Here is a 12,298-nt window from a genome sequence, read left to right on the forward strand (position 1 = left end):
AATCCCTCCCTCTCCGCCAGATTCAAGCAAAGGGGCCCGAGTGGCCCCTTTCGCATGTCTGGCCCCGGAGTGCTGTGATCTGATCCTCCCCGGCGGGGCCGCATTTGAAGGCGTTCCACGAGGGCGCAGCGGCTATTCTCGTTGGACGTCGTGCGCGGCGCTCGCGTACACTTGCAGGCGTAACCGCACCCGTCACTCAGCCGCCGAACCGTTGTCCGAACGCGGGGTCCAGCCCCGGTAGACGGTGCGGGCGAGGTCGGGTCAAAGATCCCGAATGCATCGCAGTATCGCCGCCGGCAAATGGCCTGGCGGCCTCGACCCAGACCATCCGGAGGTCCCCGTGTCCGCGCCCGCTCTGCTCGTCCTGGAAGATGGCACTGTGTTTCATGGTCAGGCGATTGGCGCCCTGGGCCAGACGGTTGGCGAGGTGGTGTTCAACACCGCGATGACCGGTTATCAGGAGATCCTGACGGATCCCTCCTACCACCGGCAGATGGTCACGCTGACCTATCCGCATATCGGCAACACCGGCACCAACCCGGAGGACGACGAGTCCGCCCGCGCCCATGCGGCCGGGCTGATCATCCGCGACCTGCCGCCGCTGGTGTCGAACTGGCGCTCGCGCGAATCGCTGCCGGATTACCTGCTGCGCCATGGCATTGTGGCGATCAGCGGGATCGACACCCGCAAGCTGACGCGCATCCTGCGCGAGAAGGGCGCACTGAACGGTTGCATCCAGGCCGGCGATGTGGACGAGGCCGCGGCCCTGGCGGCCGCGCGCGAGTTCCCCGGTATCAAGGGCATGGACCTGGCGCGCGAGGTCACCACGCGCAGCCGCTACGAATGGCTGGAGGGCACCTGGCAGCTCGGCGAGGAGCCGGCCCGGGTGGACCCGGAGCAGGCCGAATTTCATGTGGTGGCCTACGACTTCGGCATGAAGCAGAACATCCTGCGCAAGCTGGCGGACCGGGGCTGTCGCGTGACCGTGGTGCCGGCCGAGACACCGGTGGACGAGGTGATGGAGCTGAAGCCCGACGGCGTGTTCCTGTCCAACGGCCCGGGCGACCCCGAACCCTGCACGTACGCGATCGACGCGATCCGCGACATCTGCGAGCGCAAGCTGCCGCTGTTCGGCATCTGCCTCGGACATCAGCTGCTGGGCATCGCCAGCGGCGGCAAGAGCGTGAAGATGAAGTTCGGCCATCACGGGGCGAACCACCCGATCCGCCACGAGGAAAGCGGGCGGGTGATGATCTCGTCGCAGAACCACGGTTTTGCGATCGACGAGGACAACCTGCCCGATACGCTGACGCCGACCTACCGGTCGCTGTTTGACGGCACGCTGCAGGGTATTGCCCGCACCGACTGCCCGGCCTTCAGCCTGCAGGGACACCCCGAGGCCAGCCCGGGCCCGCACGACGTGTCCCCGGCGTTCGACGACTTCGTCGAGATGATGCGCGCAGCGCGCCGCTAAAGCTCCTCCTCCCGAATTTCCGATATCGACAGCCTGCGAGAGCCGTCACATGCCCAAGCGTACCGACATCCAGAGCATCCTGATCCTCGGGGCCGGCCCGATCGTGATCGGTCAGGCCTGCGAGTTCGACTACTCCGGCGCCCAGGCCTGCAAGGCCCTGCGCGAGGAGGGTTACCGGGTGATCCTGGTGAACTCCAATCCGGCGACCATCATGACCGATCCGGAGATGGCGGATGCGACCTACATCGAGCCGGTGGAGTGGGAGACGGTCGCCAAGATCATCGAGAAGGAGCGCCCGGACGCCGTGCTGCCGACCATGGGCGGTCAGACCGCGCTGAACTGCGCGCTGGACCTGTCGAAGGAAGGCGTGCTCGAGAAGTTCGGGGTGGAGATGATCGGCGCCAACGAGGCGGCGATCGACATGGCCGAGGACCGCGACCACTTCAAGGCGGCGATGGCCGATATCGGCCTGGATACCCCGACCGCGATGCTCGCGCACTCCTGGGAAGAGGCGCAGGAGATCCAGCCGAAGATTGGCTTTCCGGTGATCATCCGGCCGTCGTTCACCCTCGGCGGCTCGGGCGGCGGTATCGCCTACAACCGCGAGGAGTTCGAGTACATCGTCAAGAATGGGCTCGACCTCTCGCCGGTGAACCAGGTGCTGCTGGAGGAGTCCGCGCTCGGCTGGAAGGAGTTCGAGATGGAGGTGGTCCGCGACAAGGCGGACAACTGCATCATCATCTGCTCCATCGAGAATCTCGACCCGATGGGCATCCACACCGGGGACTCGATCACTGTGGCCCCGGCGCAGACCCTGACCGACAAGGAATACCAGATCATGCGCGACGCCTCGCTGGCGGTGCTGCGCAAGATCGGCGTGGAGACCGGTGGCTCCAACGTGCAGTTCGCGATCAACCCCGAGAACGGGCGCATGATCGTGATCGAGATGAACCCGCGGGTGTCGCGTTCCTCCGCGCTGGCCTCCAAGGCGACCGGCTTCCCGATCGCCAAGGTCGCGGCCAAGCTGGCGGTGGGCTACACCCTCGACGAGCTGAAAAACGAGATCACCGGCGGGCTGACCCCGGCCTCGTTCGAACCGTCAATCGACTATGTGGTCACCAAGATCCCGCGTTTCACCTTCGAGAAATTCCCGCAGGCCGAGGCGCGGCTGACCACGCAGATGAAGGCGGTGGGCGAGGCGATGGCGATCGGCCGCACCTTCCAGGAGTCGTTCCAGAAGGCGCTGCGATCGATGGAGACCGACATGGACGGCCTCGACGAGCGGATTGACCTGGCGGCCGACGACGTCGTCGACCAGCTGCGCACGAAGCTCGCCAACCCCAGCCCCGACCAGGTGCTGTACGTAGCCGATGCCTTCCGCGCCGGCTTCTCGATCAAGGACATCTTCGACCTGACCGCGATCGACCCCTGGTTCCTGGCGCAGATCCAGGAGCTGGTGGATGTCGAGAAGGGCCTGAAGGATCGCATCCTGGGCGACATCACCGCCGAGGAGATGTATCGCCTGAAGCAGCGTGGCTTCTCTGACCTGCGCCTGGCGAAGCTTCTCAACGAGACCGAGAAGGCCGTGCGCAAGCACCGCCACAAGCTGGGCGTGCGCCCGGTGTACAAGCGGGTGGATACCTGCGCGGCCGAGTTCGCGACCACCACCGCCTATATGTATTCCTCCTACGAGGAGGAGAACGAGGCGGAACCGACCGACAAGCAGAAGATCATGGTCCTGGGCGGCGGGCCGAACCGTATCGGCCAGGGTATCGAGTTCGACTACTGCTGTGTGCATGCCGCCCTCGCGATGCGCGAGGACGGGTACGAGACCATCATGGTCAACTGCAACCCGGAGACCGTCTCCACCGACTACGACACCTCCGACCGGCTGTACTTCGAGCCGCTGACTCTGGAGGACGTGCTGGAGGTCGTGGCGACCGAGCAGCCGGCCGGCGTGATCGTGCAGTACGGCGGGCAGACCCCGCTGAAGCTCGCGCGGGATCTCGAGGCGGCCGGGGTACCGATCATCGGCACCAGCCCGGATTCGATCGACCTGGCCGAGGACCGCGAGCGCTTCCAGGCCCTGCTGAACAAGCTGGGGCTCAAGCAGCCGCCGAACCGCACCGCGCGCAGCGAGGAAGAGGCGGAGAAGCTGGCCGACGAGATTGGTTACCCGCTGGTGGTGCGCCCGTCCTACGTGCTGGGTGGCCGCGCGATGGAGATCGTGCGCGACCGTGAGGACCTGCGCAGCTACATGCAGAACGCGGTGTCTGTTTCCAACGATGCCCCGGTGCTGCTCGACCGCTTCCTGGATGACGCGATCGAGGTTGATGTGGATGCCATCTGTGATGGCGAGAGCGTGATCATCGGCGGGATCATGGAACACATCGAACAGGCCGGCGTGCACTCGGGCGACTCGGCCTGCTCGCTGCCACCATTCTCGCTGTCTCTGGAGCTGCAGGACGAGATGGTCGAGCAGGTGCGCAAGATGGCGCTGGGGCTGAAGGTCGTGGGCCTGATGAACACCCAGTTCGCAATCAAGGGCGACGACATCTACGTGCTGGAGGTGAATCCGCGCGCCTCGCGCACCGTGCCGTACGTGTCCAAGGCCGTCGGACGGCCGCTGGCCAAGATCGCCGCACGCTGCATGGCCGGTCAGACCCTGCACGAACAGGGCGTGGGTGATGCGGTGTATCCCGAGTACTACTCGGTGAAGGAATCGGTCTTTCCGTTCGCCAAGTTCCAGGGCGTGGACCCGATCCTGGGGCCGGAGATGAAGTCCACCGGCGAGGTGATGGGCGTCGGCCGCAGTTTCGCCGAGGCCTTCGCCAAGAGCCAGCTGGGGGCGGGCGTGCTGCTGCCGTCCACCGGCAAGGCCTTCGTGTCGGTGCGCGAGATCGACAAGCCGCATGTGGCCGAGGTGGCCCGGCGCCTGGTCGAGCTGGGCTTCGAGGTCCTGGCGACGCGCGGTACGGCGAAGATCCTGGAGGAGGCCGACATCGCCGTGACGCGTGTGAACAAGGTGACCGAGGGTCGCCCGCACATCGTCGACATGATCAAGAACGACGAGATTAGCTTCATTATCAACACGGTGGAGGGCAAGCAGTCGACCTCCGACTCCTACACCATTCGCCGCGAGGCGCTGATGCACAAGGTGGGGTACACCACGACCATCGCCGGCGCCCGTGCCACGGTGCAGGCCCTGGATCACCTGGGGGCGAACGACGTGTTCCGGCTGCAGGACCTCCACCAGGAGAATCTCGGAGGGAAAAGCGCATGAACAAGACCCCGCTGACCGTAACCGGCGCCGAGAAGATGAAGGCGGAGCTGAAGAAGCTGAAAGGCGAGGATCGCCCGCGGGTGGTGAATGCGATCGCCGAGGCGCGCGAACACGGCGACCTGAAGGAAAACGCCGAATACCACGCCGCGCGCGAGCAGCAGAGCTTTATCGAGGGGCGCATCCGCGAGCTGGAGGGCAAGCTCTCCAACGCCCAGATCATCGACGTCACGGCCCTGCCGCAGACGGGCAAGGTCGTGTTCGGTGTGACCGTGGTGCTCGAGGCGACCGAAGACGGGCGCCAGGTGACCTACAAGATCGTGGGCGAGGACGAGGCCGACATCAAGCAGAACATGATCTCGGTGTCCTCGCCGATTGCGCGCGCGCTGATTGGCAAGGAAGAGGGCGATGTCGTGACCGTCCAGGCGCCGGGTGGCGAGACGGAATACGAGATCCTCGAGGTGCGCTACGTCAACTGACGTAGCGGCCTGCGGCTGGGATCAGGCCGGGTCGAGGGTAACCTTGGGCTCGTCCGGATTGCGCCGGAACAGGGTCGCCACGTAGCCGATTCGCTGGACCAGGGCCGCACCCGTGCGTTCGCACAGGTCCTCGACCGTACCATTGCGAACCTCGCGGTCGCCGATATTGACCTTGATCTTGACCAGTTCGTGATGTGCCAGTGCCTGTTCCAGCTCCTTGACCACGGCGTCCGTCAGGCCATTGCGGCCGATGGTCACGATGGGCTTGCGCGGGTGGGCGAGGCTGCGCAGGTGGCGGCGTTGCGCGTCGGTCAGATTCACGTGGGATTTGATTCGGTATTGGAACACGCAAATTGTAGCACGCGGATCGCGTGCCTGAGCCAGGAGAACCACGGTGCCCAAGCGTAGCCGTTCCAGTCAGCGCTGGCTGAAGGAGCACTTTGACGACCCGTACGTGCAGCGGGCGCAGCAGGAGGGCTATCGCGGTCGCGCCGTGTACAAGTTGCAGGAGATCGACGAACGTGACCGACTGCTCAAACCGGGCATGCGCGTGGTGGACCTGGGGGCCGCGCCGGGTGGCTGGACGCAGTACGCCGCACAGAAGATCGGTCGCAAGGGGGTGCTCGTGGCCTCCGACATCCTGCCGATGGATCCCGTGCCCGGTGCCACGATCATTACCGGTGACTTTCGCGAGGATGCAGTCCTGCAGGCGATCCTGGAGGCGCTGGACGGGCAGCGCGCCGACCTTGTGCTTTCCGATATGGCCCCCAACCTTACGGGTACGGATGCCATCGATCAGCCGCGCTCGATCCATTTGTGCGAGCTGGCGCTGGAGCTGGCCTGCGATGTGCTGAACCCTCGGGGTGCGATGCTGGTCAAGTTGTTTCAGGGCGAGGGATCGGACGCCTACCTGGCCGAGGTACGGCGCCGGTTCGAGAAGGTGCAGGTGCGCAAACCGCAAGCCTCGCGCCCACGGTCACGCGAAGTGTACGTATTGGCGCGTGGCCCTCGGGATGTGTAAAGCTCGCGAGAATCCACGTAGGTAAAAGTTTTTCGAGGTGGCGTTTTGAACGGTCTGGCCAAGAATTTGATCATCTGGGCGGTTATCGCGATCGTCCTGATGTCGGTATTCAATAACTTCAGCCCGCAACAGCAGCAGGATGTGCGGAGTATTACCTATTCCGAGTTCATCCGGGATGTGCAGGGCGGTCGGATCGACAGCGTCACCATCGAGGGCGACAAGATCCGCGGCCAGACCCTCGAGGGTCAGCGCTTCACCACGGTCAATCCCAATGACACCGGCCTGATCGGTGATCTGCTGCAGAACAATGTAGAGATTAATGCGCAGGAGGATGCCGAGCGCTCGCTGCTGATGAGCATCCTGATCTCCTGGTTCCCGATGCTGCTGCTGATCGCCGTGTGGATCTATTTCATGCGTCAGATGCAGGGTGGCGGTGGTGCCGGCCGCGGGGCGATGTCTTTCGGCAAGTCCAAGGCCAAGCTGATGTCCGAGGACCAGGTAAAGGTCACCTTCGGCGACGTTGCCGGCTGCGACGAGGCGAAGGAAGAGGTCTCCGAGCTGGTCGACTTCCTGCGCGACCCGTCCAAGTTCCAGAAGCTGGGTGGCCAGATCCCGCGTGGCGTACTGATGGTCGGCTCGCCGGGTACCGGGAAGACCCTGCTGGCCAAGGCTATTGCTGGCGAGGCCAAGGTCCCGTTCTTCAGCATCTCCGGTTCCGACTTTGTGGAGATGTTCGTGGGCGTGGGCGCCTCGCGTGTGCGTGACATGTTCTCCGAGGCCAAGAAGCACGCCCCCTGCATCATCTTTATCGACGAGATCGACGCGGTTGGGCGCCAGCGTGGCGCCGGCATGGGCGGCGGTCACGACGAACGCGAGCAGACCCTGAACCAGCTGCTGGTCGAGATGGACGGCTTCGAGGGCACGGAGGGCATCATCGTGATCGCCGCGACCAACCGCCCGGACGTGCTCGACCCGGCGCTGCTGCGTCCGGGCCGTTTTGACCGCCAGGTGGTGGTCCCGCCGCCAGACGTGCGTGGCCGCGAGCAGATCCTCAAGGTCCACATGAAGAAGACGCCGATCGCCGACGACGTGCGTCCGGACCTGATCGCGCGCGGCACGCCGGGCTTCTCCGGTGCCGACCTGGCGAACCTGGTCAACGAGGCGGCCCTGTTTGCGGCCCGGGCCGGCAAGCGCCTGGTCGACATGAGCGACTTCGAGCGCGCCAAGGACAAGATCATGATGGGCGCCGAGCGCAAGTCCATGGTGATGTCCGAGGACGAGAAGAAGCTGACGGCCTACCACGAGGCGGGGCACGCGATCGTCGGGCTCACGGTCCCCGAGCACGACCCGGTCTACAAGGTCAGCATCATCCCGCGTGGACGGGCCCTGGGCGTGACCATGTTCCTGCCCGAGGAAGATCGCTACAGCCACTCCAAGACCCGGCTGGAGAGCCAGTTGGCGAGCCTGTTTGGGGGGCGTCTGGCGGAAGAAATCATCTTCGGTGACGACAAGGTGACCACTGGCGCCTCCAACGACATCGAGCGTGCCACCCAGATCGCTCGCAACATGGTGACCAAGTGGGGTCTTTCCGAGAAGCTGGGTCCGCTGGACTATGGCGAAGAGGAAGGGCACCCGTTCCTCGGCGGGCAGATGGGCGCGAAGTCCAAGCCGATGTCCGACGAGACCGCGCGCCAGATCGACGCCGAGGTGCGCCGGATTATCGACACGAACTACCAGCACGCAAAGCAGATCCTGCTGGACAACCTCGACAAGCTGCACGCGATGGCCAAGGCGCTGATGAAGTACGAGACCATCGACGACAAGCAGATCGAGGACATCATGGCCGGGCGCGAGCCCCGCGAACCGGCGGACTGGGACAGCGACAGCGGTTCCGGTGGATCGGCGCAGGCGAGCGACGAGCCTGCCGCCGATTCCGACGACGGCCGCGAGGACGACGACAGCAAGGGTGTTGTCGGCGGGCCTGCCCCGCAGTCCTGACCGGGGGATCTCAACAGGGTGGCAACAGGCCGCTATGGGCCGCCAGGGTTTCTCTGGCGGCCTTTTCATTTGGCGGGGAGGACAAGACATGGGCATGGATACGGAAGGCGCGACAGCGGTCCTGCACTGCGGAAGGCACCGGCTGGCGCTGGATCGCCCGCGGATCATGGGCATTCTGAATGTCACGCCGGACTCGTTCTCCGATGGCGGAGAACATCAGCGCGTGGAGCAGGCGCTGGAGCACGCCCGCAGGATGGTGGAGCAGGGCGCCGACCTGATCGATATCGGGGGCGAGTCGACGCGTCCGGGGGCTGAGCCAGTCGCACTGGAGGAGGAACAGCGGCGGGTGTTGCCCGTGATCGAGGCCCTTGCCACGGAACTGGATGTCCCGCTGTCGGTGGACACGATGAAGCCCGAACTGATGCGCGAGGCCGTGGTGGCGGGGGCCGCGCTGCTGAACGACGTCAACGGGTTTCGCGCCGAGGGGGCCTGGGAGGCCGCCGTCACTACCGCCCGCGAGCAGGGTGTGGCCCTGTGCGCGATGCACATGCAGGGGGGGCCGCAGTCCATGCAGCAGGCCCCGCACTACGACGACGTCGCACGGGAGGTGGGCGCGTTCCTGCGTGATCGGCGCGAGGCGTTTGCGCGCGAAGGCGTGCCAGCCGAGCAGTTGCTGCTGGACCCGGGCTTCGGATTCGGCAAGACGCTGGAGCACAACCTGGCACTTTTCCATGCGCTGCCAGCGCTGGCCGATCTGGGGTCGCCGCTGCTGGTGGGGGTCTCGCGCAAGTCGATGATCGGTGCCCTGCTGGGGGATCGCCCGGTCCAGGAACGTGACGCCGGTTCCGCGATTGCGGCGTTACTGGCGGTGCAGGCCGGCGCGCGTGTCCTGCGTGTGCACGATGTCGCAGGGACACACGATGCGCTGGCGCTATACTCCGCACTGACACCACAGGCGTGGCGGGGATCCCGCCGGCCGTGATCCGTTTTCAGTATTAAGGGAGAAGCAAGCGGCATGGGGCGTTATTTCGGCACCGACGGGATTCGTGGGCGTACAGGCGACTGGCCGATGACGCCCGAGTTCGCGCTGCGTCTGGGTTATGCGGTGGGCGAGGTGCTGGGCGCGCGGGCCAAGCGTCAGGGTCCGGTGCTCGTGGGGAAGGACACTCGGGTCTCGGGCTACATGTTCGAGTCGGCGTTGCAGGCCGGGTTGTCGGCCGCAGGCCTGGATGTGGCCCTGCTGGGGCCGATGCCGACGCCCGCGGTGGCCTATCTCACGCGGACGTTCCGTGCGACCGCCGGCGTGGTGATCAGTGCCTCGCACAACCCGTTCCACGATAACGGCTTCAAGTTCTTCACCCCGGAGGGCGACAAACTCGCGGATGCAGTGGAAGAGGCCATCGAGGCGCGTCTGGAAGAGCCGCAGCGTTCGGTGGACGGAGCGCACTTGGGCAAGGCCGTGCGTATCGCCGATGCCGCCGGCCGTTATATCGAGTTCTGCAAGAGCGCGATCCCGGCGCGCTCCGAGTTGCGCGGCCTGCGCGTCGTGGTCGATTGCGCCCACGGTGCGACCTACAACGTCGCCCCGCCGGTATTCGAGGAGCTGGGGGCCGAGGTGGAGGTTCTGGGTGCCCGCCCGGATGGCTACAACATCAACGCCGGCGTGGGTGCGCTGTACCCGGAGGTCGTGGCCGAGCAGGTGAAGGCCTCCGGGGCCGACCTCGGGGTCGCCCTTGATGGTGACGGCGACCGCGTGATCCTGGCTGATGCGCATGGAAATGTGGTCGATGGTGACCAGATCCTCGGGATTCTCGCCCTTGATCGCCAGCAGTCGGGTCTGCTCCGGGGGGGCGTGGTCGGTACCCTGATGACCAACCTTGGGCTCGAGAATGCCCTGGGTGAGTACGGGATCCCGTTCGTGCGGGCGAAGGTCGGCGACCGCTATGTCCTCGAGGAGCTGCGCCAGCGCGACTGGATGCTGGGCGGAGAAGGATCCGGGCATATCGTCTGCCTGGAGCACACGACGACCGGCGACGGGACCGTTGCGGCACTGCAGGTCGCCCACCTGATGCATCGCACAGGCTGCTCGCTCGCGGAGCTCGCGGCGAAGATCCCGAAGCTGCCGCAGTGCCTCGTGAACGTCCCGATCTCGGGCAAGGCCAATGGCTGTCTGGAGGCACCTGCCGTGCGCTCCGAGGTCGCCGCGGTCGAGGCCGAGCTGGGTGCGCACGGACGTGTCCTGCTACGTCCGTCCGGTACCGAGCCCCTGGTGCGCGTGATGGTCGAGGCCGAGGACGAAGTCATTACCCGCCAGGCCGCCGAGCGCATCGCCGACAGCATCCGCGCGGCTGTTTGATCCCGGTCTGCGGGCGATCCCGGCCCGTTGGTCGTTCCTCAGGGGACTGGTCGCCCGTTTGTCCAGTGCCGGACTCGGTTGATTTGCACCGGGTGCGCCGGTAACATCCCGCCGCTCTAATCATCATGATCGGACTCCGTGTATCCGCGCGGATCCGACCGTTCTCGCAGGAGGAAGATCCGCATGCGCAAGCCGCTGGTCGCCGGTAACTGGAAGATGAACGGTTCGCGGGAAGCGAACCGCGCCCTCCTGTCGGCCCTGAAGGGCAGTCTGGGCGACCTGCAGGATGTCGACGTTGCGGTGTGTCCGCCCGCCGTCTACCTGTCCGAGATCGCCGAGACCCTGTCGGGCAGCGTGATCGAGGTCGGTGCGCAGGATTGCTCGGACCAGGAAAAGGGCGCCTATACCGGCGAACTGGCCGGCTCCATGCTGGCCGAGGCGGGCTGCCGTTACGTGATCGTTGGCCATTCCGAGCGTCGCGAGCGCCAGAATGAGTCAAGCGAGTGGGTGGCAGCCAAGTTCATCGCCGCCCAGGCCGCCGGGCTGACGCCGATCCTGTGTGTCGGCGAGCAGAAGAGTGACCGCGAAGGCGGACGCACCGAATCCGTGGTGGCCGAGCAGCTGGATGCGGTACTGGATGCCGCCGGCGTCGAGGCCTTCGATCGCGCCGTGATCGCCTACGAGCCCGTCTGGGCGATCGGCACCGGCCTGACCGCCACGCCCGAGCAGGCGCAGGAAGTGCATGCCTTTATCCGCAACCGGGTGGCGGGTCGTGATCCGCGCGTCGCTGCGGATCTGCGCATCCTCTACGGCGGCAGCATGAAGGCGGACAACGCCGCAGGCCTGCTGGCGCTGGAAGACATCGACGGCGGGCTGATCGGTGGCGCCTCGCTGGACGCCGATGCCTTTACCGCGATCGCCCGTGCGGCGGCCGAGCGGGTTGCGGCATGATCTACGGGTTGCTCCTGGTCGTTCAGGTCGCGGTCTCGATCGCCCTGATCGCCCTCGTGCTGATGCAGCATGGCAAGGGCGCCGACGCGGGTGCGGCCTTTGGCAGTGGTGCGTCCGCGACCGTGTTCGGTGCGCGCGGGTCAGCCAACTTTCTGAGCCGCTCGACCGCGTTTCTGGCTGTGGTGTTCTTCGTGAACAGCCTGACGCTGGCCTATCTCGCCTCCTCGACGCCCCAGGCCGAAAGCCTGATGGATCAGCTCGAGGCGGAAGAGATGCGCGAGGAGGGCGATATTCCGGAAGGCATTCCCGGTACAGTACCCCGGGACGACGAATCGGATGCCCCGGCCTCGGATCGCCCGGCCGACGTACCCGAATAGGCCGGCGACCGCGGCCTCCTAGACAGGCAGATGTGGTGGAATTGGTAGACACGCTATCTTGAGGGGGTAGTGGCGAAAGCCGTGTGGGTTCGAGTCCCACCATCTGCACCATTTCAAAGGCCCCTGGCGACGTTCGAGAATCGGCGCTTGGGGTCAAAACAAAATAAAATCAGTAACTTATAAAATTACAAAGACTTGACACCGTTTTCACGGTTCACCTAGACTCCGTGCCCGGTATGCGCCCCGGCCTCGTCCATCGAGGTGGCCACCAACCGGTGCATTCAACCAGCAACGCTAGAACGGCTCGCGGACGCGCCGGATCCACGCGGCACCCTGCGAACCGACCCGCCCGAGGGCGGTGT

The 12,298-nt window shown here is 65.6% G+C and carries 10 protein-coding genes and 1 tRNA gene; 10 read left to right on the top strand and 1 reads right to left on the bottom strand.

Features of this window, described 5'->3' with window-relative positions; genetic code table 11:
- Positions 1-340 precede the first annotated feature (340 nt).
- From carA to greA, 3 genes are read left to right on the top strand one after another with little or no spacing between them, the layout of a single operon-like run.
- Positions 341-1,474, top strand: a complete 1,134-nt coding sequence (gene carA, locus F579_RS0100410) for a glutamine-hydrolyzing carbamoyl-phosphate synthase small subunit (protein ID WP_026301084.1) — start codon at positions 341-343, stop codon at positions 1,472-1,474.
- Between the two features lie 49 nt (positions 1,475-1,523).
- Positions 1,524-4,757: a carbamoyl-phosphate synthase large subunit gene (gene carB, locus F579_RS0100415; RefSeq protein ID WP_019024750.1), complete on the top strand. Its 3,234-nt coding sequence runs from the start codon at positions 1,524-1,526 to the stop codon at positions 4,755-4,757.
- A complete protein-coding gene (gene greA / locus F579_RS0100420; protein ID WP_012982113.1) occupies positions 4,754-5,233 on the top strand; it encodes a transcription elongation factor GreA in 480 nt (159 codons plus the stop codon). The genes carB and greA overlap by 4 nt, the downstream gene beginning before the upstream one ends.
- Before the next feature lie 21 nt (positions 5,234-5,254).
- Here the strand turns inward: greA and yhbY are convergent, their stop codons facing one another.
- Positions 5,255-5,554 (bottom strand): ribosome assembly RNA-binding protein YhbY, encoded by a 300-nt coding sequence (gene yhbY, locus F579_RS0100425; protein ID WP_019024749.1) that lies wholly within the window; start codon positions 5,552-5,554, stop codon positions 5,255-5,257.
- Between the two features lie 73 nt (positions 5,555-5,627).
- Between yhbY and rlmE the strand changes: the two genes are divergently transcribed.
- From rlmE to F579_RS0100460, 7 genes are all read left to right on the top strand, one after another.
- Complete coding sequence (gene rlmE, locus F579_RS0100430; protein ID WP_019024748.1) at positions 5,628-6,254, top strand: 23S rRNA (uridine(2552)-2'-O)-methyltransferase RlmE; 627 nt, start codon at positions 5,628-5,630, stop codon at positions 6,252-6,254.
- Between the two features lie 45 nt (positions 6,255-6,299).
- Positions 6,300-8,252 (top strand): ATP-dependent zinc metalloprotease FtsH, encoded by a 1,953-nt coding sequence (gene ftsH, locus F579_RS0100435; protein ID WP_019024747.1) that lies wholly within the window; start codon positions 6,300-6,302, stop codon positions 8,250-8,252.
- Between the two features lie 88 nt (positions 8,253-8,340).
- Complete coding sequence (folP, locus tag F579_RS0100440; RefSeq protein ID WP_019024746.1) at positions 8,341-9,234, top strand: dihydropteroate synthase; 894 nt, start codon at positions 8,341-8,343, stop codon at positions 9,232-9,234.
- Between the two features lie 33 nt (positions 9,235-9,267).
- Entirely contained in the window at positions 9,268-10,608 is a 1,341-nt protein-coding gene (glmM, locus tag F579_RS0100445; protein WP_019024745.1) for a phosphoglucosamine mutase, read from the top strand.
- 183 nt (positions 10,609-10,791) lie between these two features.
- Entirely contained in the window at positions 10,792-11,559 is a 768-nt protein-coding gene (gene tpiA, locus F579_RS0100450; protein ID WP_019024744.1) for a triose-phosphate isomerase, read from the top strand.
- On the top strand, positions 11,556-11,936 hold the full coding sequence (secG, locus tag F579_RS0100455; RefSeq protein WP_012982120.1) for a preprotein translocase subunit SecG: 381 nt from the start codon (positions 11,556-11,558) through the stop codon (positions 11,934-11,936). Before tpiA ends, secG begins: the two co-directional genes overlap by 4 nt.
- A 26-nt stretch (positions 11,937-11,962) precedes the next feature.
- A tRNA-Leu gene (locus tag F579_RS0100460) sits at positions 11,963-12,047 on the top strand.
- The last annotated feature ends 251 nt before the right edge of the window (positions 12,048-12,298 follow it).

Source organism: Thioalkalivibrio sp. ALJ21, from assembly GCF_000378605.1.
Lineage (GTDB): Bacteria > Pseudomonadota > Gammaproteobacteria > Ectothiorhodospirales > Ectothiorhodospiraceae > Thioalkalivibrio.

Bases quoted from the DNA above. Each gene is read 5' to 3' on its own strand.
- carB (WP_019024750.1), top strand. From the start codon at position 1,524: ATGCCCAAGCGTACCGACATCCAGAGCATCCTGATCCTCGGGGCCGGC.
- greA (WP_012982113.1), top strand. From the start codon at position 4,754: ATGAACAAGACCCCGCTGACCGTAACCGGCGCCGAGAAGATGAAGGCG.
- folP (WP_019024746.1), top strand. From the start codon at position 8,341: ATGGGCATGGATACGGAAGGCGCGACAGCGGTCCTGCACTGCGGAAGG.
- glmM (WP_019024745.1), top strand. From the start codon at position 9,268: ATGGGGCGTTATTTCGGCACCGACGGGATTCGTGGGCGTACAGGCGAC.
- tpiA (WP_019024744.1), top strand. From the start codon at position 10,792: ATGCGCAAGCCGCTGGTCGCCGGTAACTGGAAGATGAACGGTTCGCGG.
- secG (WP_012982120.1), top strand. From the start codon at position 11,556: ATGATCTACGGGTTGCTCCTGGTCGTTCAGGTCGCGGTCTCGATCGCC.